This is a genomic window from Janibacter cremeus, from assembly GCF_029395675.1.
In the GTDB taxonomy this organism is placed as follows: domain Bacteria; phylum Actinomycetota; class Actinomycetes; order Actinomycetales; family Dermatophilaceae; genus Janibacter; species Janibacter cremeus_A.
In genome coordinates this window covers 1,689,051-1,714,551 of record NZ_CP115184.1, presented here as the reverse complement: position 1 = coordinate 1,714,551, position 25,501 = coordinate 1,689,051, and the positions used below count along the sequence as shown (strand labels likewise).

21 protein-coding genes are annotated in these 25,501 nt (G+C 72.1%); 11 read left to right on the top strand and 10 right to left on the bottom strand.

Translation table 11 applies throughout. The features are described 5' to 3' along the window. Window positions 1-60 precede the first annotated feature (60 nt). Window positions 61-1,215 (bottom strand): glycosyltransferase family 4 protein, encoded by a 1,155-nt coding sequence (locus O9K63_RS07965; RefSeq protein WP_277242170.1) that lies wholly within the window; start codon window positions 1,213-1,215, stop codon window positions 61-63. Between the two features lie 114 nt (window positions 1,216-1,329). Here O9K63_RS07965 and O9K63_RS07960 point away from each other — a divergent pair, with 114 nt between their 5' ends. From O9K63_RS07960 to O9K63_RS07915, 10 genes are all read left to right on the top strand, one after another. Then, entirely contained in the window at window positions 1,330-2,418 is a 1,089-nt protein-coding gene (locus O9K63_RS07960) for a mannose-1-phosphate guanylyltransferase (RefSeq protein WP_277242168.1), read from the top strand. Window positions 2,419-2,439: 21 nt separating this feature from the next. Continuing rightward, window positions 2,440-3,639, top strand: a complete 1,200-nt coding sequence (locus O9K63_RS07955; protein WP_277242166.1) for an amidohydrolase — start codon at window positions 2,440-2,442, stop codon at window positions 3,637-3,639. A gap of 158 nt (window positions 3,640-3,797) precedes the next feature. Then, window positions 3,798-4,820: a BMP family lipoprotein gene (locus tag O9K63_RS07950; protein WP_277242164.1), complete on the top strand. Its 1,023-nt coding sequence runs from the start codon at window positions 3,798-3,800 to the stop codon at window positions 4,818-4,820. A gap of 116 nt (window positions 4,821-4,936) precedes the next feature. Beyond that, window positions 4,937-6,487, top strand: coding sequence for an ABC transporter ATP-binding protein (locus O9K63_RS07945; RefSeq protein WP_277242162.1), 1,551 nt, complete (start codon window positions 4,937-4,939; stop codon window positions 6,485-6,487). Continuing rightward, a complete protein-coding gene (locus O9K63_RS07940) occupies window positions 6,484-7,587 on the top strand; it encodes an ABC transporter permease (RefSeq protein WP_277242160.1) in 1,104 nt (367 codons plus the stop codon). Before O9K63_RS07945 ends, O9K63_RS07940 begins: the two co-directional genes overlap by 4 nt. Beyond that, window positions 7,584-8,849: an ABC transporter permease gene (locus tag O9K63_RS07935; protein ID WP_277242158.1), complete on the top strand. Its 1,266-nt coding sequence runs from the start codon at window positions 7,584-7,586 to the stop codon at window positions 8,847-8,849. The genes O9K63_RS07940 and O9K63_RS07935 overlap by 4 nt, the downstream gene beginning before the upstream one ends. Before the next feature lies 1 nt (window position 8,850). Continuing rightward, a complete protein-coding gene (locus tag O9K63_RS07930; protein WP_431190376.1) occupies window positions 8,851-9,264 on the top strand; it encodes a cytidine deaminase in 414 nt (137 codons plus the stop codon). Further along, window positions 9,261-10,571: a thymidine phosphorylase gene (locus tag O9K63_RS07925; protein ID WP_277242156.1), complete on the top strand. Its 1,311-nt coding sequence runs from the start codon at window positions 9,261-9,263 to the stop codon at window positions 10,569-10,571. The genes O9K63_RS07930 and O9K63_RS07925 overlap by 4 nt, the downstream gene beginning before the upstream one ends. Before the next feature lie 5 nt (window positions 10,572-10,576). Further along, complete coding sequence (locus O9K63_RS07920) at window positions 10,577-10,936, top strand: cupin domain-containing protein (RefSeq protein WP_277242154.1); 360 nt, start codon at window positions 10,577-10,579, stop codon at window positions 10,934-10,936. Then, on the top strand, window positions 10,933-12,084 hold the full coding sequence (locus O9K63_RS07915; RefSeq protein WP_277242152.1) for an adenosine deaminase: 1,152 nt from the start codon (window positions 10,933-10,935) through the stop codon (window positions 12,082-12,084). The genes O9K63_RS07920 and O9K63_RS07915 overlap by 4 nt, the downstream gene beginning before the upstream one ends. A 79-nt stretch (window positions 12,085-12,163) precedes the next feature. Here O9K63_RS07915 and deoC read toward each other — a convergent pair whose 3' ends face one another. Genes deoC through O9K63_RS07890 form a run of 5 tightly spaced genes read right to left on the bottom strand, consistent with a single transcriptional unit; the run spans window position 12,164 to window position 16,800 of the window. Continuing rightward, a complete protein-coding gene (gene deoC / locus O9K63_RS07910; protein ID WP_277242150.1) occupies window positions 12,164-12,937 on the bottom strand; it encodes a deoxyribose-phosphate aldolase in 774 nt (257 codons plus the stop codon). Between the two features lie 18 nt (window positions 12,938-12,955). Beyond that, window positions 12,956-13,591 (bottom strand): YigZ family protein, encoded by a 636-nt coding sequence (locus O9K63_RS07905; protein WP_277242148.1) that lies wholly within the window; start codon window positions 13,589-13,591, stop codon window positions 12,956-12,958. Between the two features lie 9 nt (window positions 13,592-13,600). After that, on the bottom strand, window positions 13,601-14,218 hold the full coding sequence (locus O9K63_RS07900) for a uridine kinase family protein (protein WP_277242146.1): 618 nt from the start codon (window positions 14,216-14,218) through the stop codon (window positions 13,601-13,603). Between the two features lie 36 nt (window positions 14,219-14,254). Further along, window positions 14,255-15,943 (bottom strand): phospho-sugar mutase, encoded by a 1,689-nt coding sequence (locus tag O9K63_RS07895; RefSeq protein WP_277242144.1) that lies wholly within the window; start codon window positions 15,941-15,943, stop codon window positions 14,255-14,257. A gap of 8 nt (window positions 15,944-15,951) precedes the next feature. Further along, window positions 15,952-16,800, bottom strand: coding sequence for a purine-nucleoside phosphorylase (locus O9K63_RS07890; protein WP_277242143.1), 849 nt, complete (start codon window positions 16,798-16,800; stop codon window positions 15,952-15,954). Between the two features lie 21 nt (window positions 16,801-16,821). On the opposite strand from O9K63_RS07890, the gene O9K63_RS07885 reads away from it, so the two are divergent. Further along, window positions 16,822-18,237 (top strand): NAD(P)H-quinone dehydrogenase, encoded by a 1,416-nt coding sequence (locus tag O9K63_RS07885; protein ID WP_431190375.1) that lies wholly within the window; start codon window positions 16,822-16,824, stop codon window positions 18,235-18,237. Here the strand turns inward: O9K63_RS07885 and O9K63_RS07880 are convergent. The 4 genes from O9K63_RS07880 to O9K63_RS07865 form a co-directional block, all read right to left on the bottom strand. Then, complete coding sequence (locus O9K63_RS07880) at window positions 18,182-20,125, bottom strand: MFS transporter (RefSeq protein WP_277242139.1); 1,944 nt, start codon at window positions 20,123-20,125, stop codon at window positions 18,182-18,184. The genes O9K63_RS07885 and O9K63_RS07880 overlap by 56 nt on opposite strands. A gap of 80 nt (window positions 20,126-20,205) precedes the next feature. After that, window positions 20,206-21,969, bottom strand: coding sequence for an acetyl/propionyl/methylcrotonyl-CoA carboxylase subunit alpha (locus tag O9K63_RS07875; protein WP_277242137.1), 1,764 nt, complete (start codon window positions 21,967-21,969; stop codon window positions 20,206-20,208). Window positions 21,970-22,127: 158 nt separating this feature from the next. Beyond that, window positions 22,128-24,695 carry a DUF4153 domain-containing protein gene (locus tag O9K63_RS07870; RefSeq protein ID WP_277242135.1) on the bottom strand — a complete coding sequence of 856 codons (2,568 nt, stop codon included), beginning with the start codon at window positions 24,693-24,695 and terminating at the stop codon, window positions 22,128-22,130. Beyond that, window positions 24,692-25,399, bottom strand: a complete 708-nt coding sequence (locus O9K63_RS07865; RefSeq protein WP_277242133.1) for a response regulator transcription factor — start codon at window positions 25,397-25,399, stop codon at window positions 24,692-24,694. Before O9K63_RS07865 ends, O9K63_RS07870 begins: the two co-directional genes overlap by 4 nt. Window positions 25,400-25,501 lie beyond the last annotated feature (102 nt).

Genomic DNA, 25,501 nt, shown 5'->3' with positions numbered 1-25,501 from the left:
GCGGAGTCTCCCAGAGTCGCGGCCGTCGGTGCGAGATGCGCGGGGCCGCCCCCTTCGTCCTCAGGCGGCGGTGGCGACCGCGCGCTCGTAGTGACCGACGAGCTGGGTCGTCAGGGAGTCCCACGAGCGATGGGCGACCTGCTGCGGCCCGGCCGCGCCCATCGCCTCGCGCAGGCGCGGTGACGCGACGAGCTCGCCGACCCACCGGGCCAGGTCACCGCGGACGTCCGGGTCGAAGAGGTATCCGCTGCGGCCGTGGTCGACGAGGTCGAGGGGGCCGCCGGCCGCCGGTGCGACGACCGGCAGGCCGACCGCAGCGCTCTCCTGGAGGGTCTGGCCGAAGGTCTCCTTCGTCCCGGTGTGGACGAAGACGTCGAAGGTGGCATAGGCACGGGCGAGATCGTCACCGGTCAGGGGCCCGAGGAAGGCCGGTGGGAGGTTCGGTCGACCGGGAGCGCGCGCGACCGCCTCGGCGAGGCGGGCACCGAGCTCGTTGCGGCTCGGGCCCTCGCCGACGAGGACCAGGCGTGTCCCCGGCAGCGTGGCCACCTCGACGAGCCGGTGGAGCTCCTTCTCCGGGGCGAGCCGGCCGACGTAGCCCAGGACGGTCTCGCCGTTCGGTGCCAACGCGCGCTTGAGGGCCAGCGTCGTCGGGTCCTCCCTCCACTCGGGGCGGAATAGTCGGGCGTCGACGCCCCGGCCCCACAGGTCCACGCGGGGGACGTGGTGTGCCCGCAGCTCCTCGAGCGCGGGACGACTCGGCGCGAGGGTGAGGTCGGCCCGGGAGTGCAGGCGGCGTATCCACTCCCAGGCCACCGACGAGGCGCCGCGGCCGAGGGCACCGGGACCGTGCTGCCGGACGTAGTTCGGCATGTCCGTCTGGTAGATCGCCACGCTCGGCACGGCGAGCCGCTCGGCGTCGTGCAGCCCGCGAGCACCCACGAGGAAGGGGGAGGCCACGTGCACCACGTCGGGGCGGAAGTCCCGCAGCGCCCGGCGCACGCCGGCTGTCGGGAGGCCGGCCCGGAAGCCGCGCACGGGCACCCCGGGCAGAGCCGTGACCACGTGCCCGGCGAAGGTGCTCGGTGCGGGTCCGGGAGCGATGACCCGAACGGTGTGCCCTTGGTCCCGGAGGGACTCGGCCACCCGGCAGACGCTCGTCGTGACGCCGTTGAGGCTCGGCAGGAAGGACTCGGTCGTGATGGCCACTCTCACGACTCCACCGTGGCGGGCCCGGGAGATCAGGGGGTGACGCCCGTGTGGGCACCGGATGAGCGGCGGGTGACGACTTCGCGCGGCGCCCCGCCCCCTGCGGGTAGCGTGCGGGCCATGACGAGCGAGGAGCTGGAGCGGTTCTGGGCCGTGGTCCCGGCGGGGGGAGCCGGCACCCGACTGTGGCCGGTCTCGCGCGCGAGCTCGCCGAAGTTCCTGCACGACCTCACGGGCACCGGACGCACCCTGATCCAGGAGACCGTCGACCGCCTGCAGGGGCTGGTCGGTGACCGCGTGCTCGTCGTCACCGGCGCGGCCCACGTCGACGCGGTGCGTGAGCAGGTGCCGGAGCTGTCCGAGGACCAGGTCCTCGCCGAGCCCTCACCGCGTGACTCCATGGCCGCGATCGGTCTCGCGGCCGCGGTGCTCGAGCGCCGCGACCCGGAGGCGATCATCGGGTCCTTCGCCGCCGACCACGCGATCTGCGACCTGCCCGCCTTCGCCGACGCGGTCGTGGAAGCGGTCGCGGTCGCCGCGCGGGGCGAGCGGATGGTCACCATCGGCATCGAGCCGACCCGCCCCTCGACCGGCTTCGGCTACATCCAGCAGGGCCCGCCGCTGGCGGGATTCCCGACCGCCTCCCGGGTGCGCCAGTTCGTCGAGAAGCCCGATGCCCGCCGCGCTGCCTCCTACCTGGCCACGGGGGAGTTCCGGTGGAACGCCGGCATGTTCGTCGTCCGGGCAACGGTCCTGCTCGATCTGCTCGATCGCTGGCACCCGCAGCTCGCCGGCGGGCTGCGGCAGATCGCTGCCGAGCCCGAGCGGCTCGAGGAGCTGTGGGAGGGCCTGGAGAAGATCGCCATCGACCACGCGGTCGCCGAGCCCGCCGCCGACGAGGGGCTCGTGGTGATGGTGCCCGGAACCTTCGACTGGGACGACGTCGGCGACTTCAAGGCGCTGTCCGGGCTGCTGGCGCACGAGGACGAGTCCATGACGGTCGTCGGGGACGCCGGCAACGTCCGCGCCATCGACTCCGGGGGGCTGGTCGTCACCGAGTCCGGTCGGATGGTTGCCGTCGTGGGTCTCGAGGACGTCGTCGTCGTCGAGACCGCCGACGCACTGCTCGTCACGAGCCGGGAACGCGCGCAGGACGTCAGGCTGGTCGTCCAGGCCCTCAAGGAGGAGGGCCGGGCCGATCTGGTCTGACGCAGTAGAGTCCTACTCGCCATGACTGCACCCCTCGCCCCGCCGCTGCTCGGCGCCATCGACAGGCTCCTGCCCGAGCTGATCGACTTCCGGCGGGACCTGCACGCCAACCCCGAGCTCTCCTGGCAGGAGGTGCGCACCACGGCGCGGCTGCGCGAGCGTCTCGAGCAGGCCGGTCTGGAGCCACGCGCGATCGGGGAGACCGGGCTGGTCGTGGACATGGGCGCCAGGCAGCCCCGTCGGCGGGTGGCGCTGCGCGGTGACATCGACGCCCTCCCGGTGCGTGAGCGCACCGGACTGGACTGGAGCTCCACCCGTGACGGCGTCTGCCATGCCTGCGGTCACGACGTGCACACGACCGCCCTGCTCGGCGCCGGTCTGGCGCTCTCGGAGGTCGCCGACGAGCTGGCCGCCCGGCACGTCGCGGTGCGCTTGGTCTTCCAGCCGGCGGAGGAGGTCATGCCGGGCGGCGCCCTCGCCTACGTGCGGGCCGGGGTGATGTCAGGTGTCGACACGGTCTACGCGGTGCACTGCGACCCCGCGCTGGACGTCGGGGAGATCGGGCTGCGCGAGGGCGCCCTCACGGCGGCCGCCGACCAGCTGACCGTCACCCTCCGGGGCCGGGGAGGACACACCTCCCGTCCCTTCCTCACCGAGGACCTCACCTACGCACTGGCCAAGGTGATCACCGATGTCCCGGCCGTGCTCAGCCGACGGGTCGACCCCCGTGCGGGACTGGTCGTCGTCTGGGGGCGGGTCACCTCCGGTGAGGCGATCAACGTCATCCCCTCCACGGGCGTCGTCCAGGGCACCGTGCGCATGCTCGACGTCGGTCTGTGGGAGGAGATCGGTCCGCTGCTGCACGAGGTCATCGACGGGGTCGTCGCGCCCTACGGGGTCGACGCCACCGTGGAGCACGTCCGGGGGGTCCCGCCGGTCGTCAACGACGCCTCGGCCGTGGCGGCCCTGGGGCGCGCCACGATGGCCGCGGGGATGCGCCCGGTCCCCACGCCGCACAGCCTCGGTGGTGAGGACTTCGCATGGATGCTCCACGAGTCGGAAGGGGCACTGGCGCGACTGGGCACGCGTGCTCCGGGGGGACGGGTCTTCGACCTGCACCAGGGCGACCTCGTCGTCGACGAGCAGGCGGTCCGCAACGGGACCGCACTGCTCACCCTCGCCGCCGCGGGGGAGTGGACCCGCGTCGAGCGGGATGACTGAGGACCCCCGGCCTCCCGGTTGCATCGCGGTCTCATAACAGTTGGGTGGACGACGGCCACCTGGTGCGAGCCCGGGGTCCACCCGGACGTAGCATCCCCGGGTGGCACACGCGTGCCCGAGTACCCCTGTGAAGAATGGAGAGCGCCTTGCGTCACACCGTGAAGGCTGCATCGATCATGTCCGTGGCCGCCCTGGCCCTGACTGCCTGCGGTGGCAGCAGCTCCCAGGACGAGACGTCGGCATCGGAGTCCGGTTCGGACGTCAAGGCCTGCCTGGCCTACGACGTCGGCGGGCGCGGCGACCAGTCGTTCAACGACTCCGCCGCCAAGGGCCTGGACCAGGCCAAGGACGAGCTGGGTATCGAGACCGAGGAGGTCGAGGCGAGCCAGGGTGAGAACGACGCCGCTCGTGAGGACCGCCTCAACCAGCTGGTCGACGTCGGCTGCACCAACATCATCGGTGTCGGCTACATCTACGCCAAGGCCATCGGCAATGCGGCCAAGGACAACCCGGACGTCAACTTCGCGATCATCGACGACGCCTCCGACGCCTCCAAGGGTGACAACATCGCGCAGCTGGTCTTCGCCGAGCACGAGGGGTCCTTCCTCGTCGGTGCCGCCGCCGCGCTGAAGTCCAAGAGCGGCAAGGTCGGCTTCATCGGTGGCACCGACGTGCCGCTGATCAACAAGTTCGAGGCGGGCTTCAAGGCGGGTGCCAAGGAGGTCGACGAGGACATCGACATCCAGACGACCTACCTCGCCGAGGACGGCTCCGGCTTCGCCGACCCCGCCGCGGGCAAGACCGCCGCGGAGGGCATGTACGACAAGGGCGCCGACGTGATCTACCACGCGGCGGGCGGCTCCGGGGCCGGTCTCTTCGAGGCCGCCAAGGAGAACAAAAAGATGGCCATCGGCGTCGACTCCGACCAGGCCAAGACGGCCGAGGAGGACGTCCAGGACGTCATCATCACCTCCATGGTCAAGAACGTGAACGTAGCGGTCTTCGATTACCTGAAGGCGGCGACCGAGGGCGAGAACACCTCCGGCCTGGTGGAGTTCGACCTCAAGGACGGCGGCGTCTCGTACTCCACCACCGGTGGCAAGATCGACGACATCACCGACCAGCTGGAGAAGTACAAGCAGCAGATCATCGACGGGGAGATCACCGTCCCGTCCAAGTGACGCAGATCGACTGACCCCGGGTCCGGTCACGTGCACGGCGCGTGACCGGACCCGCAGCATGTCGGCAGCTACCCTTCGCCTGCGGCAGGACGTCGCGGACGCACCACGGAGGCACCATGAGCACGACCGTCCCGGACCCCCCTTCGTCCGACGTACCCGGCGGGGAGCCGGCCGTCGAGGTCGACGGCATCACCAAGCGGTTCCCCGGCGTCGTCGCCAACCACGACGTCTCCTTCGCCGTGGCGCGGGGGACGGTGCACGCGATCGTCGGTGAGAACGGGGCGGGCAAGTCGACCCTGATGAAGATCCTCTACGGGGTCCAGCGCCCCGACGAGGGCACCATCCGGATCAACGGCGAGGAGGTCTCGCTGCACAGCCCGGCCGATGCGATCAAGCACGGCGTCGGCATGGTCTTCCAGCACTTCATGCTCGCGGACAACCTCACCGTCACCGAGAACGTCGTCCTGGGGGCGGAGAAGCTGCACGGGATCGGTACGGCGGCTCGCGCCGAGATCGAACGCATCTCCCGCGAGTACGGCCTCGGCATCGACCCCACCGCCCTCGTCGCGGACCTCGGGGTCGGGGCGCGCCAGCGCGTGGAGATCCTCAAGGTCCTCTACCGGGGCGCGCGCACCATCATCCTCGACGAACCGACCGCGGTGCTCGTGCCGCAGGAGGTCGACGAGCTCTTCGGCAACCTGCGTGAGCTGAAGCGCGAGGGCATCACCGTGCTCTTCATCTCCCACAAGCTGGACGAGGTGCTGTCCGTCGCCGACCGGATCACCGTGGTCCGTCGCGGCACCACCGTCGACACCGTCCTCCCCGGCGACGTGACCGCCCGACGGCTCGCCGAGCTGATGGTCGGCAGCGAGCTGCCGACACCCGAGAGCGAGGCCTCGACGGTCACCGACCGGGTCGTCCTCGAGGCCGAGGGAGTCACCCTGCCCGGTGAGGGGCGCACCCTCCTGGAGGACGTGAGCCTGCGCATCCGTGCCGGCGAGGTCCTCGGGATCGCCGGGGTGGAGGGCAACGGGCAGGCGGAGCTGGTCGAGGTGCTCATGGGCATGCGTGACCCCTCCGCCGGGCGGATCACCCTCGAGGGCACAGACATCGCCGACTGGGACGTCCGCCGCATCCGCGAGGCGGGCGTCGGGTACATCCCCGAGGACCGGCACCGCCAGGGCCTCCTCCTCGACGCCCCGCTGTGGGAGAACCGGATGCTGGGTCACCAGACCGAGGCGCCCTCGTCGGCACGCGGGATCCTCACGCCCAAGGACGCCCGCACGGACACCGAGCGCATCGTGGCGGAGTACGACGTGCGCACCCCGAGCATCCACGTCACGGCCGGGTCGCTCTCCGGCGGCAACCAGCAGAAGCTCATCATCGGTCGCGAGATGAGCCACCGACCCAAGGTCCTCGTCGCCAGCCACCCGACCCGGGGCGTCGACGTCGGTGCCCAGGCAGCGATCTGGGACCTCATCCGCGAGGCGCGAAGGGAGGGGCTCGCCGTGCTGCTCATCAGCGCCGACCTGGAGGAGCTCATCGGGCTCTCCGACACGATCCGGGTCATCCTGCGCGGACGGCTCACCGACGAGTTCGACCCGGACAGCGTCACCAGCCAGCAGCTGGGCAGCGCCATGACCGGCGCCGGGAAGGACGCATCGTGAAGCTCTCCCCGCGCCGTCTGGCGCTCAACCTCTCGGCACCGCTGCTCGCGGTGGTCGTGGCCTTCGTCGTCACCTCGGTCGTGCTCATCGCCGTCGGTGACCCCGTCGGGCTCGTGTGGCAGACACTGCTGTCCGAGCCGAGGCCACGCACCCTCGTCAACACCTTCAACAGCGCCATCACGTACTACCTCGCAGCCGTCGCGGTCGCCATCGGCTTCAAGATGAAGCTGTTCAACATCGGTGTCGACGGCCAGTACCGCCTCGCCACCTTCGCCGCGGCGATCTTCGCCGGACAGGCCTTCCTCCCGGGCCCGCTGAACATCATCATGGCGATGCTCGTCGCGATGGCCGTCGGCGGCCTCTGGGCCGGGATCGCCGGTTGGCTGAAGGTCACGCGCGGCGTGTCCGAGGTGATCTCGACGATCATGCTCAACATGATCTCGGCGGGCCTCGTCGGCTGGGGCCTGCGCACCTGGGGCCACCGTGCCGAGGGCAGCAACACCCGCAACACGAGGACCATCCCGGAGTCGAGCCAGCTCGAGGGCCTCTCGCTCGTCCAGGACGCACCCAACCTCGTCTACACCCTGCTGGTCCTCGCGGTGATCGTCGGCATCGTCTACTGGTTCGTCGTCAACCGCACCCGCCTCGGCTTCGACGTGCGCGCCACCGGCCAGTCCGAGACGGCAGCGGTCGCGAGCGGCGTGAAGGTCCCGCGCATGGTGCTCTTCACGATGATCGGCTCGGGTGCCGTGGCCGGGCTCATCGGGATGCCGGCGTTCTTCGGTGCCGACCACAGCTACGGGATGAACTTCCAGGAGGGGGTCGGCTTCATCGGCATCGGCGTCGCGCTGCTCGGACGCAACCACGCGGTGGGCATGGCCTTCGCGGCCCTGCTCTGGGCTTGGCTGGAGAAGGCGTCCGACGGACTGCAACTCATGGCCGGGGTCTCTCCGGCGCTCGTCTACATCATCCAGGGCGTGATCCTGCTGGCCGTCGTCATCGCCTACGAGGTCGTCCACCGGTTCGAGCAGCGGCTGGAGCAGAAGCAGGTCACCCGCCAGCTCGATGCAGGCGTCACGGCGGAAGGGGTCTCGTCATGAGCACGGCCGTACGCGCACCGAAGCCGGGGGCGGCGCCCGTCACGCGCGGACGACGTGTCCCGTTCTGGGCCTGGCCGCTGGCACTGGCAGCGGCGATCCTGGTCATCGCGATCGTCCGCGAGATCACCGGCAAGGACGATATCTTCTCGGCGGGGACGATCGGCGCCGCCCTGGCCTGGGCCATGCCGCTCGCTCTCGCCGGTCTCGGTGGCCTGTGGTCCGAGCGGGCGGGCGTCATCAACATCGGTCTCGAGGGGATGATGATCCTCGGGACGTGGGGCGCGGCCTTCGGCGCCATCCACGGCGGCCCCTGGATGGGTGTCGCCGGTGCCATGGTCTGCGGCGCACTCGGTGGTCTCGTCCACGCGCTGGCCACGGTCACCTTCGGCGTGGACCACATCGTCTCCGGTGTCGCGTTGAACATCGTGGCGCTCGGGGCGGCCAGCTTCCTCGCGGCCCGCTTCTTCGGCGAGCTCGAGGGCGGCAGCGACGTGCAGTCCCCGCCGCTGCCGGAGCTGCCGGAGATGAGCATCCCCGGACTCTCGGGGGCGCTGGGCGCCGTCGAGGAGCACGGATGGTTCTTCGTCTCCGATGTCGCCGCGTTGGTGCGCGGGCTGACCTCCGGCCTCTCCGTGCTCACCGTCATCGCGCTGCTGCTCTTCCTGGGCACCTGGTGGGTGCTGTGGCACACCCCCTTCGGTCTGCGGGTGCGCAGCTGCGGGGAGTCCCCGGCCTCCGCGGAGACCCTCGGGGTCAACGTCTACCTGTACAAGTACATCGCCGTGACCGCCTCCGGTGGCCTCGCCGGTCTCGGCGGTGGCTTCCTGGCGATGGTCGCCTCGAGCGCCTACCGCGAGGACCAGACCGGGGGCCGTGGCTACATCGGTCTCGCGGCGATGATCTTCGGCAACTGGCGCCCCGGTGGCGTCCTCATGGGCTCCGGGCTCTTCGGCTACATCGACGCCCTCCAGCTGCGCGGCGGCGGCGAGGCCATCCACGCCCTGCTGCTCCTCGTCGGCGTCCTGCTGCTCGCCATCGGCATCTGGCAGATCACGCGCCGCCAGCGACTCGTCCAGGGCAGTGTCGCCGTCCTGGTGGGGATCGGCGTGGTGCTCCTGTGGGTGCTCACCGACACCATCCCCGGAGACTTCACCCGTTTCGCCCCGCACCTGACGACCTTGCTCGTCCTGGCCTTCGCCAGCCAACGACTACGGATGCCCGCGGCCAACGGCCGGGTCTACCGACGAGGCGAAGGACACTGACGTGGTGGCACCCCCGACCGAGGAGCGGTGGCAGCAGCTGCACGCCGCGGCCGTCGAGGCCATGGGGCGTGCGTACGCCCCGTACTCCGGCTTCCCGGTCGGGGTCGCCGGCCTGGCCGAGGACGGCCGGCTGCTCAGCGCGTGCAACGTCGAGAACGCCTCGTACGCGGTGGGCCTGTGCGCCGAGTGCGGACTGGTCAGCGACCTGGTTCGCACCGGCGGTGGACGGCTCGTCGCCGTCTGGTGCGTCGACGCGCGGGGTGAGACGCTCATGCCGTGCGGGCGGTGTCGCCAGCTGCTGTGGGAGCACGGTGGAGCCGAGTGCCTCCTCCGCACCCCGGAGGGAGACCTCTCCCTCACCGAGATCCTGCCCCAGGCGTTCGGGCCGGACGATCTGACGAAGGGAGCGCCGTGAGTGATCCGGTGGAGCAGCACGACGTCGTCGACGTCATCCGCACCAAGCGTGATCGGGGTGAGCTGAGCGACTCCCAGATCGACTGGGTGGTCGACGCCTACACACGCGGCGTGGTCGCCGACGAGCAGATGTCCTCGCTCGCCATGGCCATCCTGCTCAACGGCATGACGCGGCCGGAGATCGCGCGCTGGACCGCGGCGATGATCGACAGTGGCGAGCGGATGGACTTCACCTCGCTGAGCCGCCCCACCGCCGACAAGCACTCCACGGGTGGGGTGGGGGACAAGATCACCCTGCCGCTCGCCCCGCTCGTCGCCGTCTTCGACGTCGCGGTGCCCCAGCTCTCCGGTCGGGGGCTCGGTCACACGGGTGGCACTCTCGACAAGCTCGAGGCGATCCCCGGCTGGCAGGCGGACCTCACCAACGAGGCGATGCTGGCCCAGCTCGAGGACGTCGGAGCCGTCATCTGCGCCGCCGGGCCGGGGCTGGCCCCGGCCGACAAGAAGCTCTACGCCCTCCGGGACGTCACCGGGACGGTCGAGGCCATCCCGCTCATCGCGAGCTCCATCATGAGCAAGAAGATCGCCGAGGGCACCGGCTCGCTCGTCCTCGACGTCAAGGTCGGATCGGGCGCATTCATGAAGACGCGGGAGGACGCCACCGAGCTGGCCCGCACCATGGTCGACCTGGGCACCGATGCGGGCGTGAACACCGTCGCCCTGATCACCGACATGTCCGTCCCGCTCGGGCTGACCGCGGGCAACGGCCTCGAGGTCCGGGAGACCCTCGAGGTGCTCTCCGGAGGGGGACCGCAGGACGTGGTCGAGCTGACCGTCGCGATCGCCGAGGAGATGACCCGGGCAGCCGGTCGCGAGGTGGGGGCCGAGGAGCTGCGGGCCGCGCTGTCCGACGGTCGTGCGATGGATGTCTGGCGCCGGATGATCTCCGCCCAGGGCGGGGACCCGGACGCACCGCTGCCGACGGCGGCGGCGACCGAGACGATCGCCGCGGACGCCGATGGCCATCTGGAGCACGTCGACGCCTTCGCCGTCGGACTCGCGGCCTGGCGTCTGGGCGCCGGCCGTGCCCGCAAGGAGGACCCGGTGCAGGCCGCCGCCGGCGTCGAGCTCCATGCGCGACCCGGGGACCGTGTCCGTCGCGGTGACCCCCTGATGACCCTGCACACCGACACCCCGGAGCGTTTCGCCCGGGCCCGTGAGGCCGTGGAGGGGGCGTGGCGGATCAGCGACGCGGTCCCGGTGCCACGGTCGGTCGTGCTCGACCGGATCACTGCGACGAAGGACTGATTGACGTGCCCGACCTCAACACCACCCCCTCGATCATCGACGTACCGGGTGGCAAGGTCATCGCCGAGCACGTCGGCCGGGTGGCCACCGGCACGGAGGCGATGTCGGTGGCCCACATGACCGCGCCGGCAGACTGGTCCGAGCCGGCCCAGCGTCCGGAGTTCGACGAGGTCACGCTCGTCGTCGCCGGGACGGTCCTCGTCGAGCACGACGGCGGCACGACCACCGTCGCGGCCGGGCAGAGCATCGTCACCAGGGCAGGGGAGCGGGTGCGGTACTCCACCGGCGCCGACGGCGCCGAGTACGTCGCGATCTGCACTCCCGCCTTCGCCCCCGACACCGTCCACCGGGAGGAGGAGGGATGAGCCTCGACGAGCGGACGATCACGGCTCTTCCCAAGGTCGTCCTCCACGACCACCTGGACGGGGGCGTCCGGCCCGCCACCGTCCTCGAGATCGCCGACGAGGTGGGGCACGAGTTGCCGGTGAGCGGTGCGGACCGCACCGCCGAGGGGCTGGCCCGGTGGTTCCGCGAGTCCGCCGACTCCGGGTCCCTGGAGCGCTACCTCGAGACCTTCGCCCACACCGTGGGCGTCATGCAGACCGCGTCGGCCCTGCGCCGTGTGGCGCGGGAGTCGGTGCTCGACTTGGCGCGTGACGGGGTCGTCTACGCCGAGTCGCGCTACGCCCCGGAGCAGCACCTCGAGGGCGGCCTGAGCCTGGAGCAGGTCGTCGAGGAGGTGGATGCCGGCTTCCGCGAGGGCGAGGAGCAGGCGGCCGCCGAGGGGCACCCGATCGTCGTGCGGAGCCTGCTGACGGCGATGCGGCACGCGGCCAAGTCCCGGGAGATCGCCGAGCTCGCGGTGCGGTACCGGGACCTCGGCGTCGCCGGCTTCGACATCGCCGGCGCCGAGGCGGGGCACCCGCCGAGCCGGCACCTGGACGCCTTCGAGTACCTCCGGCGGGAGAACGCCCACTTCACGATCCACGCCGGGGAGGCCTTCGGTCTGCCGAGCATCTGGGAGGCGCTGCAGTGGTGCGGAGCCGACCGGCTCGGGCACGGGGTGCGGATCGTCGACGACATCGGCTTCGCGGACGGCACGGTCACCGACGACCCGCTCGCGGCGAACCGGGCCGCCTGCGAGGACCCGTCCGTGCTGCGGCTCGGGCGACTGGCCGCCTTCGTCCGGGACAAGCGGGTGCCACTGGAGATGTGCCCGCACAGCAACGTGCAGACGGGTGCCGCCCCGTCCATCGCCGCGCACCCGATCACGCTCCTGACGAGGCTGCGCTACCGGGTGACGCTCAACACCGACAACCGACTGATGTCGGACACGTCGATGACGAAGGAGATGCTGGCTCTCGTCACCGAAGCGGGCTGGACGCTGGAGGACCTGCGGTGGGTCACGACGAATGCCATGAAGTCGGCCTTCCTCCCCTTCGACGAGCGTCTCGAGCTGATCGAGGGGACGATCAAGCCCGCCTACGCGGCGGCGGGCGCCGCCACCAGCTGACGGAGTGGAGGTGAGCACGCCGACGAATCGTCCGCGCGCCCACCTCCAACCGGGGTCCCCGGGCAATGGCGATGTCGCGTCAGTAGCCCTCGGCGGCGACGTCCTCCACCCGTCCCGGCTCGGGGACGACCATGGCCGAGGACCCGAGATCGCCTGCCTCCGCGAGCAGCTTCACCGTGCTCGAGGTGCCGATGCGGGTGACTCCCTCGGCCAGCATCGCCAACAGGGTCGGGATGTCCCGGACACCGCCCGAGGCCTTGACCTCCATGCGCTCCGGTGTGTGTGACCGCATGAGGGCGACGTCGGTGAGGGTGGCGCCACCACCAGCGAAGCCCGTCGAGGTCTTGGTGAAGTCCGCGCCCGCATCCGCGCTGGCCCGGCAGGCGTCGACCTTGGCGGACTCGTCGAGCAACGCCGTCTCGAAGATGACCTTGACGAGCGCGCCGGCCTCGTGCCCGACCGCGACGACCGCGGCGATGTCGTCGCGCACGGCCGTGAGGTCCCCCCCGCGCAGCCGGCCGATGTTGAGCACCATGTCCAGCTCGGTCGCGCCGTCGGCGAGGGCTTGACGCGACTCGGCGACCTTGGCGGCCGTGGAGGTGGTCCCGTGGGGGAAGCCGATGACCGTGCACACCCGGGTGGGGCTGTCATCGACCTCCGCGATCGTGGCCGTGGCCAGGGCCACGTCGCTCGGCCGGACGCACACGCTCCAGATGCGGTGGGCGGCCAGCTCCCGGACCGAGGCAGTCACCTCGTCCGGCGTCAGCTCGGGCTTGAGCAGGGCGTGGTCGATGAGGTCGGCGACGTCCTGGACGGTGAGGGTGCTGCCGGGGGCGAAGGGGGGACGCGTCATGCAGCAACCCTACGGTCGTCAGGGGCGCTGATCGACCCAGCGTGAACCCACCTCGAGCAGGTGACCGGTGCCGGCGGTGAGCTCCGACACCGCGGGGGCGAGTCCGACCGCCTGCTCTGCAGGGACGCCGAGCCGGAGGGTCACGTCGGTGGCGTAGGTCGTCTCGAGGAGGAGGACCCCGCGCGAGCGCAGCTCGTTCTCGATGCGGCCGGCCTCGGCATGGGAGACGACCAGCTCGTGCTCGAGCACCAACGACCGCGGCAGCGTCCCCACGGAGTCCAGCCCGGCGCGGACGGCGTCCCCGTAGGCCCGCACGAGTCCGCCCGCGCCGAGGAGCACCCCGCCGAACCACCGGGTGACGACCGCGACGACGTCGCTGACGTCGTGCCCGCGCAGGACCTCGAGCATCGGTGCGCCGGCGGTCCCTGCGGGCTCGCCGTCGTCGGACGAACGGTGGAGCCCGCCACCGGGACCGATCACGAACGCCGAGCAGTGGTGACGGGCCTGCCAGTGCTCCTTGCGCAGCCGCTCCACGACGGCGCGTGCCGCGTCCTCGGTCTCCACCCGCACGAGCGTGCAGCGGAAGCGTGAGCGCTTCACCTCGATCTCCGCCTCCCCGTCGCGGGCGATCGTGAGGTACCTCGTCTGCGACATCGGGCGGCCTCAGGCCCCGTCGAGCAGCTGCTCGGCCTGCGCGGGCGACGCCTCACGGGCACCGAGGGCGACGTGGCGCGCGACCACCCGGGGCTCGTCGCGCACGAGCACCAGGCCACGTCGGAGCAGCGTGAGCGGTGGCTTGCGCCGCTCGGCGAGGTCGCGGGCCAGACGCAGGAAGAAGGTGTGCCACCGACGGTGGCGGATGCACCACGCGGAGTGCAGCAGACCGGCCTCGCGGAGCGCCGGTACCGCCTCGGCGGCGAAGATCCCCTCCGCGACGACGAGGTCGTCCGGCCGGGCGGTCACGGTGCGCTCACCCGTCACCCGGGAGGTGGCGATGTCGTAGAGGGGCATCGACTCCCGGCCGACCTCCAGGAGTCGTGCCAGCGAGGCGACGGCGGCCTCCTGGTTCCAGCTGTCCGGGTGGTCCCAGTCGACCATCCCCAGCTCCTCGCTGCGGGGGAGCCCCGGGTCGTCGTGGCCACGGTAGAAGTCATCGAGGCGCACGACCGGCCACCCGTGCCGGCGGTGCAGCCGATCGGCCAGGCGGGACTTGCCCGACCCGCTCGGACCAGCGAGGACGACGACGCGTCCGCGTGCTGGGGTCTGGTCGGGCGCGGTCACGGTCGAGCAGTCTACGGCGGTGCGGAGCGGTCCTGGTCAGGCCAGGGACGTCAGGGCCGCCATCGCCGCGCGCACCCGCCCCAGTCGCTGGGCCGCCCGCTCACGGGCAGATGCCAGGTCGGCAGGCTCCGCGACCGGCTCGATCGCCTCGAGGTAGACCTTGAGTTTCGGCTCGGTGCCGGATGGCCGCACGATGACCCGCGTCGCGTCGGCGAGCAGGTAGCGCAACCCGTCCGTGGGCGGCAGTCGACCGTCGCCGAGCGAGAGGTCGTCCGCCCGGGTGACCGGGGAGCCGGCGAGCTGCGCAGGTGGGTCCTCCCGCAGGCGGGTCATGAGCAGGCCCAGGTCGGCGAGGTCGGTGACCCGGACCGAGAAGGCATCGGTGGCGTGCACCCCCAGCTGGGTGTGCAGGTCGTCGAGGACCGACAGCAGGCTCCTCCCCTCGGCCTTGAGGATCGCGGCGAGCTCCGCGATGAGCAGGGCGGCGGAGATCCCGTCCTTGTCGCGGACGATGTCCGGCGCGACGCAGTAGCCGAGCGCCTCCTCGTACCCGTAGTACAGGCCCGGGACGCGGGCGATCCACTTGAACCCGGTGAGCGTCTCCTCGTGCGCCACCCCGGACTGGGCGCACATGGCGGCGAGCAGGCGGGAGGAGACGATCGAGTTGGCCATCCGGCGTCCCTCGGGGACGCCGCGCATGATCAGGTGCGAGGCGAGCAGGACACCGAGCTCGTCGCCGCGCAGGAGCCGCCACCCCCCGTCCGAGGGGACGGCAACCGCACAGCGGTCGGCGTCGGGGTCGTTGGCGATGACGAGGTCGGGGGAGTGCTGGGCAGCCTGGGTCAGGGCGAGGTCGAGGGCGCCGTCCTCCTCGGGGTTGGGGAAGCTGACGGTCGGGAAGTCCGGGTCCGGGTCGGCCTGGCCGGTCACCCGCTGCGGCTCGGGGAAGCCGGCTCGGGCGAAGGCCCGCTGCACGGTCCTGTCCCCGACGCCGTGCAGCGAGGTGTGCAGGACGGTCACGTCGCGCGGAGTGTCGGGGGCGACGACGGCGCTGATCGCCTCGAGGTAGGCCTCGACGATCTCCTCACCGAGCAGCTCCCACCCCGACTCGGCGCGCGGCACGGAGGCGACGGATGCGACGCGCTCGATCTGCGCGGCGATCTGTCCGTCGACCGGCGGCACGATCTGGCTGCCGTCGCCGAGGTAGACCTTGTAGCCGTTGTCCTGCGGTGGGTTGTGGCTGGCCGTGACCATGACGCCGGCGTCCGCGCCGAGGTGGCGGACGGCGAAGGCGAGCACCGGGGTCGGCAGCGGCTCCGGCAGCAGGACCGCCCGTCCGCCGGCGGCGGTGACGACGGCAGCCGTGTCCGTGGCGAAGGCCTCGGACTTGTGCCGCGCGTCCCGTCCGATGACGACGAAGGGGGTGTCGGTCACCTCCTCGAGGTGGGCCACCAGCCCCGCGGCCGCACGGATGACCACGGCGCGGTTCATCCGGTGCGGACCGGCGCCGAGGGCCCCGCGCAGGCCGGCGGTGCCGAACTGCAGCAGCCCACCGAAGCGGTCGGTGAGGTCGGCGCGGGCGGCGGGGTCACCCCCTTCGACGGCGAGGACGAGCGACTCCATCTCGGCCCTGGTCTCGGGGTCGGGGTCGTCCGCCGCCCACTCGCGAGCGGCCTCGACGAGGTCGTCGGCGACGGCCGTCCCGTGGCGCCCGGTCTCCAGCACGACGGCCCTCAGATCCGGCCGACGATGTCGGCGAGCAGACGCCCGCACCGCTCGGCGGCCGCCTGCCCGGCGGCGACCACCTCGTCGTGGGCCAGCGGGGACCCGCTGATGCCGGCGGCCTGGTTGGTCACGAGGGAGACACCCAGGACCTCGAGCCCGGCCTCGCGCGCGGCGATGGCCTCGAGGGCGGTGCTCATGCCGACGAGGTCGGCGCCGAGCACCCCGGCCATGCGCACCTCGGCCGGGGTCTCGTAGTGCGGCCCCGGGAACTGCGCGTACACGCCCTCACCGAGGGAGGGGTCGACCTCGCGGGCGAGGTCGCGCAGCCGGGAGCTGTAGAGGTCGGTGAGGTCGACGAAGTTGGCCCCCTCGATCGGGGAGGTCGCGGTGAGGTTGAGGTGGTCGCTGATGAGGACCGGGGTGCCCGGCGCCCACTCGGGTCGCAACCCCCCGGACCCGTTGGTCAGCACGACCGCCCGGCAGCCGGCCGCGGCGGCGGTGCGCACGGCGTGGACGACGGCGCGCACGCCGCGCCCCTCGTAGAAGTGGGTGCGGGTGCCGAAGACGAGCGCGCGACGCCCGGTAGCGGCGATCTCGACCGACCGCACCTGCCCGGAGTGTCCGGCGACCGCGGCCGCGGCGAAGCCGGGCACGTCGGCCTGGTCGAAGGCGGCCCGGGTCTCCCCGACGAGGTCGGCGGCCTGACCCCACCCGGAACCGAGGACGAGCGCCACGTCGTGCGTGTCGACGCCGGAGCGCTCGGCGATGGTCGCCGCGGCCGCCCGGGCGAGGGCGAAGGGGGCCGTGCTGTCCGGGTCGTCCGGGCTGGCTGGGGCGGCAGAGGTCGCATCGATCACCTCCGCAATGTACAAGGGTGGTTGGATGGCCGTGTGACACGAACCAGCTCTGTTGTGATCCTCGGCGGTGGCCCCGGCGGCTACGAGGCGGCCCTGGTGGCCGCCCGGCTCGGCGCGACCGTCACCATCGTCGACCGGGACGGCATCGGTGGCGCCGCGGTGCTCACCGACTGCGTCCCCAGCAAGACCCTCATCGCGACCGCCGACTACCTCGGGGGCTTCGAGATCGCCTCCGAGCTGGGGGTGCACCTCGAGGACGACGGGGACGGCCATGCCACCGAGCCGGTGGCCGAGCTCGCGGCGATCAACGAGCGCGTCCTCGGGCTGGCCGCGGCGCAGTCCGACGACATCGTCACCCGGCTGGTCGAGGTCGGCGTGCGGGTCGTCACCGGGCACGGGCGGCTCGAGGCGCCGGGCCGGGTCGTCGTCGAGACCGACGGCGGCTCCGAGGCGATCGACGCCGATGTCGTCCTCGTCAGCACGGGTGCGACCCCGCGGGTGCTCGACTCCGCCCGGCCGGACGGGGAGCGGATCCTCACCTGGCAGCAGATCTACGCCCTGCCGGAGCTGCCCGAGAAACTCATCGTCGTCGGCTCCGGTGTCACCGGTGCCGAGCTCGCGCAGGCCTACCTCGGCCTCGGCAGCGACGTCACGCTCGTCTCCTCCCGCGACCTCGTGCTGCCCCAGGAGGACCAGGACGCGGCCGCGGTCATCGAGGACGTCTTCCGCCGGCGCGGCATGACCGTCCTCAACCGCTCCCGGATGGCCAGTGCCCGCCGCGAGGGCGATGGCGTCGTCGTCACCCTCGAGGACGGTCGCCGGGTCGAGGGCAGCCACGTGCTCATCGCCGTCGGTGCCGTCCCGCAGACGGCCGACCTGGGTCTGGAGGAGGTCGGCGTCGAGCTGAGCGACTCCGGGCACATCGTCACCGACCGCGTCTCGCGCACGTCGGTCCGGGGGATCTACGCGGCCGGTGACTGCACCGGTGTCTTCGCGCTGGCCTCCGTCGCCGCGGTGCAGGGCCGCACGGCCATGGCCCATGCGCTCGGCGACGCGGTGACCCCCCTGCGCATGTCGGCCGTCGCGAGCAACGTCTTCACCGACCCGGAGATCGCCACCGTGGGTGTCAGCGCCGCCGACGCCGAGGACAACCCCGACGTCGAGAGCGTGATGATGCCGCTCTCGCGCAACCCGCGGGCGAAGATGCTCGGTATCCGGGAGGGCTTCGTCAAGCTCTTCGCCTACCGGGGGACCGGCACCGTGCTCGGCGGCGTGGTCGTGGCGCCACGCGCGTCGGAGCTGATCTTCCCGCTCGCGCTCGCGGTGCAGAACCGCCTGTCGGTCGACCAGGTCGCCTCGACCTCCTCCGTCTACCCCTCGCTCACCGGGTCCCTGGCCGAGGCGGCCCGCCGGCTGCACCCGTCGCGACCGGAATGAGCGGCTGCTCCTGCAGCTGCAGGTCCACCTCGACGGACCGGCCGCCGGTGGTGAGGATGCGGCTGCGCGTGGCCCGCGTCGCGCGGTCGACGGCCGTGAGGTCGTAGGCGCCCTCGCGGGGCAACGGGAGCGTGTAGCGGCCGTCGTCGTCCGTGCGCACCCACGACACCGACCCCCCGGTCCGTTTGGTGATGACGACCGAGACGTCCGGGGCGGGTCGGCCCTGCGGGTCGGTGATCTGCCCCCGGACGGTGAGCCGGTCCGCCAGGACGAAGGGGGGCAAGGTCCGGTCGTCGGTGAGGTCGGCGTAGACCGACACCGGTGACCACCCCTCCGCCGAGACGACGAAGAGGTGGCGCATCGGGCCGGCGGTGGCCGCGCTGAAGTCGCCCGCGGAGTCCGTGCGTGCCCAGTCGACGTGGCTGCCGCGACCGCCCATGACGGTGACGATCGCGCCCGCGACCTCGTCCCCGTCCGCATCGACGACCCGGCCGTGGACCACGTGGTCGACGGTGAGCCGCTCGGTCGGCTGGTCATCACCCTCGATCGCACGACGCCGCAGGAAGGGCAGGATGAGGACGCTGCTGATGCCCGAGGCGACGGCGGCGAGGACGAACATCAGGGTCAGCGCGCCGGCGGACGGGAAGCCGCCCGTCGTCGAGGTGATGCTCGCCGCGAAGACCGCGGCGGTGATCGCGCTGGCGCTCGAGGTGCCGACCGATCGCAGCAGGGTGTTCAGGCCGTTGGCAGCCGCCGTCTCGGTGACGGGGACGGACCGCATGATCAGCGTGGGCAACGCGGAGTAGGCCAGGGCCGTGCCGACGGTGACGACGATGGTCCCGACGACCACGAGGGCGACGGAGCCGCTGAGGGGGATGCGCGCGAGGTAGGAGACGGTCATGATGACGCCGCCGATGCCGATCGCCAGCTCGGGACCGAAGCGTCGGGTCACCCACCCGGACACCGGGGCGAGTACCCCGAACACCACGGCCGACGGTGCCATCCACAGACCGGCGTGGAGCGCGTCGAGGCCGAGCCCGTAGCCGGTCTCCTCCGGGGTCTGGAGCAGCTGGGTGGACACGAGCATGTTGACGAACATGCCGAAGCCCATGAAGACGGAGATGGTGTTGGCCGACATCACGACCGGCTGGGCGGCCGTGCGGATGTCGACGAGCGGGTTGGGGATGCGCAGCTCGACCGGCACGAAGATCGCCACCAGGACGAGGCCGGCCCCGAACGCGGCGAGGGTGCGGGCGTCGGTCCAGCCCCAGTCGGCCCCCTTCGAGACGGCGACGAGGAGCAGGACGAGGGCGAGGCTGAGCAGGACGGCCCCGCGGAAGTCGAAGGCGCCGGCCGTGCGGACCGCCGACTCGGAGACCGTCATGAGGACGAGGACGAGCATGACGACGGCGAGGACCCCGGGCAGCCAGAGGACGACGTGCCAGTCGAAGGCCTGGGCGAGGTAGCCGCCGAGGGGGAGGCCGACACCGGCGCCGATGGCGAGCGTCGCGCTCATCAGCGCGACCGCGAGCGGTACCTTCTCGGGCTCCAGCTCGTCCCGCATCGTCGCGATGCCGACGGGCACGAGGGCCATGCCGATGCCCTGGAGGACCCGCGCGAGGATCAGCAGGGGGAGCGCCGTGGACGTGCCGCCGAGGAGCGCTCCGGCCGCCACGATCGCCAGGGTCAGCAGGATCATCCGGCGCTTGCCGTACATGTCGGCCATGCGCGAGATCACCGGCGTGGCCACGGCGCCCGCGATCAGCGTCGCCGTGATGATCCACGAGGCATTGCTGGTGCTCGTGCCGATGAGGGCCGGCAGCTCGGGCAGCAGCGGCAGCACCATGGTCTGCTGCAGCGAGACGACGGTCCCGCACAGGGCGAGCACGGCGATGACGACGCCGCCCCCGGCACGCCGGGGAGGCGTGCCGGGGGCGGCGTCGCTGGTGCGCTCGCCCGCCGAGGTGATCAGTCCTTGATGTCGGCGATGACCGCGCCGTTGTTGACGGTCTCGCCGACCGCGGCCTTCAGGTCGGTGATCGTGCCGGCCTTGTGGGCGTTGATCGGCTGCTCCATCTTCATCGCCTCGATGACGACGACGAGGTCACCCTCGGCGACCTCCTGGCCCTCCTCGACGGCGATCTTGACGACCGTGCCCTGCATCGGGGCGGCGAGGCTGTCGCCGGAGGCCGCGACGGCGCCGCCGCCACTGCCGGAGCGCTTCGGGGCCTTCTTCTTCTTGGCGCCACCGCCACCACCGAGGGCGAGGTCGCCCGGCAGGACGACCTCCAGGCGCTTGCCGCCGACCTCGACGGTGATCTTCTGGCGCTCGCCCTCGTCCTCGGCCTCGCCGACCTCGCCGGCGTAGGGCGGGATCTGGTTGTCGAACTCGGTCTCGATCCAGCGGGTGTGCACGGAGAAGGCCGCGCCGTCCTCGGGCGCGAAGGCCGGGTCGGACACGATGGTCTGGTGGAAGGGGATGACGGTCGGCATGCCCTCGACCACGAGCTCGTCCAGGGCGCGACGGGAGCGCTCGAGGGCCTGCTCGCGGCTGGCGCCGGTGACGATGAGCTTGGCGATCATCGAGTCGAAGGCACCGGCGATGGTGTCGCCCTCCTCGATGCCCGCGTCCCAACGCACACCCGGACCGTGGGGCACCCGCATCCTCGTGACCGTGCCGGGGGCGGGCATGAAGTTGCGGCCCGCGTCCTCACCGTTGATGCGGAACTCGAGGGAGTGGCCACGGGCGACCGGGTCGTCGTACCCGAGCTCCTCGCCGTCGGCGATGCGCAGCATCTCGCGCACGAGGTCGATGCCGGTGACCTCCTCGGTCACCGGGTGCTCGACCTGCAGACGGGTGTTGACCTCGAGGAAGGAGATCGTGCCGTCCTGGGCGACGAGGTACTCACAGGTACCGGCGCCGACGTAGCCGGCCTCCTTGAGGATCGCCTTGGAAGCGCGGACGAGCTCGGCGTTCTGCTCCTCGGTGAGGAAGGGGGCCGGGGCCTCCTCCACGAGCTTCTGGTTGCGGCGCTGCAGCGAGCAGTCGCGGGTCGAGACGACCACGACGTTGCCGTGCTGGTCGGCGAGGCACTGGGTCTCGACGTGGCGTGGCTTGTCGAGGAACTTCTCGACGAGGCACTCGCCGCGGCCGAAGGCCGAGACGGCCTCGCGGACGGCGGAGTCGAAGAGCTCGGGGATCTCCTCCATCGTGCGGGCGACCTTGAGGCCGCGACCGCCACCGCCGTAGACCGCCTTGATGGCGATGGGCAGGCCGAACTCCTCGGCGAGCGCGACGACCTCGTCGGCGTCCTTGACGGGGTCCTTGGTGCCGGGGGCCAGCGGGGCGTCGGCCTTGACGGCGATGTGCTTCGCCTTGGCCTTGTCGCCGAGGGCGTCGATGGCCTGGGGGCTCGGTCCGATCCAGATCAGCCCGGCGTCCATGACGGCCTGGGCGAAGTCGGCGTTCTCCGCGAGGAAGCCGTAGCCGGGGTGGACGGCATCGGCGCCGGCCTCCTTGGCGACCTCGAGGATCTTCTCCTGGACGAGGTAGCTCTCGCCGGGCGTCGACCCGCCGAGGGCGTACGCCTCGTCGGCGACCTTGACGTGCAGGGCGTCACGGTCGGGCTCGGCATAGACGGCGACGGAGCCGACGCCGGCATCGGCGCAGGCGCGGGCGATGCGGACGGCGATCTCGCCGCGATTCGCGATGAGGACTTTGCTGATGGCCATGGGGCGCAGACTACTGCGTGCCCGGACCGGGCGAGGCACGGCCCGCATCGTGACCTGCCTCCGTGGCCGGTCCCTCCCCGATACGAACCACTGCAGGCAGCACTTCGTATCGTCAGCAGCCTCTCGTGATGCGGCAGACGATACGAAGTGCTGCCGACTCAGTCGGTCGAGAGGGTGCAGGTGCTCGGGGCCGGGTACTGCGCCCGGATGTCCGCGGCGCGCTCCCGGGCGACGTTCCACCCCGGCAGGCCGTCGTCGGAGGCGTCGGTGGTGGGGGAGGCATGGAGGATGCACGCCTTGACCTCCCTCGGCAGCGAGCTCTCGTGGATGGCCGGCGCGGCATCGGCCGGGAGCTGCGCCAGGTAGCGCTCGTCGAGGGACCCGGTTGCCGCCCAGCGCTCGATGTTGTGCTCGGCGACCCAGGCACTCGTGTTGCCCACCGACCACACGATCGTCACCAGGGCCGCACTGACGAGCACGGTGCGGCCGAGCCACCGGCGGGTCGGGGTGAAGAGCGAGACGAGGACGGCGAGCACGACGACTCCGAGCCAGATCTCGAAGAGGTCGACGCTCACGCGCAGGACCGTGTACCCGAAGGCCTCCTGGTACAGGGCCATGCGTCGCAGGGCCGAGGCGACGACGACGAGGGTGAGCACGCACAGGATGGCGTTCATCGTCGTCATGAGGTGGCGGTCGCGGTCGCTGTCCGCCCGGCCCCAGGCACGCACCCCTGCGACCAGGAGCAGGACCAGGGCCGTGGCGACGGTCAGCTGGCCGAAGCCCTCCCTGGCGGACTCCGCGTACGTGACCCCCGTGGTGCGCAGGACGTAGTCGTGCCCGCCGAACATGGCGGCCGCCTGCGCGGCGATGAAGGCGACGAAGATCGCGATGACGACGCCGAGGGGGACCGCCCACTCCCACGTCGGGATCCGTGCCGAGCCGCCCCGGATGCCGTCGACGTGGGGCGGGTTGATCGACAGGTACAGCCCGGTGAGGGTGATGCCGGTGAAGAAGACGAGGGTGAAGGTCCGGAAGACGACCATGTCGCTCAGCTCCGGGACGAGCGCCGAGGCCCACGACCCGAGGACCGCGTCGGCGGAGGCGAGCAACCCTCCGAAGACAAGGAGCAGCACGAGGCTGACGATGGCGGTCCGCAGCACCGACCACGTCCTCCCCCGACGGGCCAGCGCCTTGATGGTCCGGTCGAGCAGGGGGAGGCCGCGCAGCGCCGAGAACGGCCAGGCCGCGACCGCGGCCACGATCCCCGGGAGGGTGCGGGCGTCGGTGCACGAGGTCGCCGCGAGGACACCGGCGACCGCGACGGCGATGAAGGTGAAGCCCGGGTTGTCGCGCAGCACGGTCGTCGCGGCGAGCGGAAGTGACAGCGCCGCCGCGACCCACGACCACGGCGCCGTGCGGAGGGGTGACGCGAGCCAGATCGCCAGGCCGCCGCAGGCGAGGACGACGAGGAGCCCGAGACCGATCGCGGTGTCCGGCAGCAGGATCGCCGCGACGATCCCGACGCCGAGGGCGGCCAGGAGCAGGTCCGGCCGGGCGGTGGTGACCCGCTCGGGCCACCACCGGGCGATCAGGGACGAAGGGGGTGCCTCCGCGGCCGTGGTGGTGGGTGGTGTCGGGGTGGTCATCGTCGGCTCCGTGCGGGTCGAGGTGGGTGATGGGCGGAGCGGCTGCGCCGCCGTGGCCGTGGGCCACGATCCGGAGTCGCTCGGTCCGGGGGGCACGAGGGGCAGCGTCATGCGCAGCCGGGCCCCGGGCTCGTCCGGGGTGAGGGCCCGGATCGCGCCGCCGTGCATGTCGGCGACCCATCCGGCGATGGCCAGACCGAGGCCGGTGCCACCCCCTTCGTCCCCGCCGGGACCGAAGCGGTGGAAGAGGCGCTCGGCCCGCTGCGGCGACAGCCCCGGCCCCTCGTCGGTGACGGTGAGTGACCACCGGTCGTCGTCGCCGCGGGCGGTGACCGTGACGGTGCCCCCCGAGGGGCTGTGGCGCACGGCGTTGTCGAGGAGGTTGGCGGTGACCTGGGCGAGGCGGGCGCGGTCGCCGGTGACGGTCAGGTCGGCCGGCTGCACGTCGGTGACGAGGGTGACCTCGCGGCTCTGGAGGGACGCCTCGCCGACGGCGGACTCGACGAGGTCGGCGACGACGACCCGGGTGTGGGAGAGGGGGACGCCGCCGTCAGGACGGGACAGGTCCAGCAGGTCGGCGACGAGCGAGCTGAGGCGCTCGGACTGGGCGAGTGCCTTGCCGAGCGACGCGTCGCTCGGGGCGGTGACCCCGTCGACGAGGTTCTCCAGGAGGGCCCGCTGGGCGCTCAGCGGGGTGCGTAGTTCGTGCGCGACGGTGGCGACGAGCCGGCGACGGTGCTCCTCCGCCTGCTGCAGGTCACGAGCCATCGTCGTGAAGGCCCGCGCGAGGGCGGCGACCTCGTCGCTGCCCCTCGTGGTGATCCGGGCGCCGTAGTCGCCGCGGGCCATCCGCTCGGCCGCCTCGGTCATCTGGCGAAGGGGGGTCGTCATCCCCCTCGCGAGCCACTGGGTGACCACGAGCGCGAGGGCGATCGTCGCGGGCAGGGCGAGCCAGAGGGGGAGGCCTGCATCGGTGCCGACCGCGCCGAGGACCGCGGCGACGAGGACGCTCGCGCCGACGAGGACCGCCAGCCGGGCGCGGATGGAGGCCAGCCCGACGAGGGGCTCGGTGCCGCTCACCGGTCGAGCCCGTCGTCGAGGGCGTAGCCGACTCCGTGCACCGTGCGGATGCGGGTGTGCCCGACCTTCGTCCGCAGGGACTTCACGTGCGTGTCGAGCGTGCGGCTGGAGTCGTCCCAGCCCCACAGCTCGGTGGCGATGTGCTCGCGGTGCAGCACCGCCCCGGGCTCGCGGGCGAGCAGCACGAGGACGTCGAACTCGGTCGGCGTCAGGTGCACCGGCTCGCCGTCGACGGTGCACCGGCGGGTGCGGGCGTCCAGCACGAGGCCGTGGTGGCGGAGGGTGCGGTCGAGGTCCGCACCGTCGCGGTGCAGCTCGGCGGCGCGGTCGACGCGGCGCAGCAGGGCCCGGACCCGTGCGACGACCTCGCGCATCCGGAAGGGCTTGGTCAGGTAGTCGTCGGCCCCGACACCGAGGCCGACGATGATGTCGCTCTCGTCGTCGCGTGCGGTGAGCATGAGGACCGGCACCGGCCGCTCGGACTGGATGCGCCGGCAGACCTCGAGCCCGTCGAAGCCGGGCAGCATCAGGTCGAGGACGACCAGGTCCGGGGAGTGCTCCTCGTACGCGGCGACGGCTTCCGGCCCGTCGTACGCGCGCACCACCGCGAAACCCTCCGCCTCGAAGCGGTCGGTCAGCGCCTCGTTGATCGTCGGGTCGTCCTCGACGACGAGCAGGCGCTGTGGGGCTGCGGATCCGGTCATGCCCCAATCCAAGCAGCGGGCATCCGGGGATCGCCCGTACGGGATCTGGAGTTCCTCTGGAGATCCGCCCGCCACATACGAACTACTGCAGGCAGCCCTTCG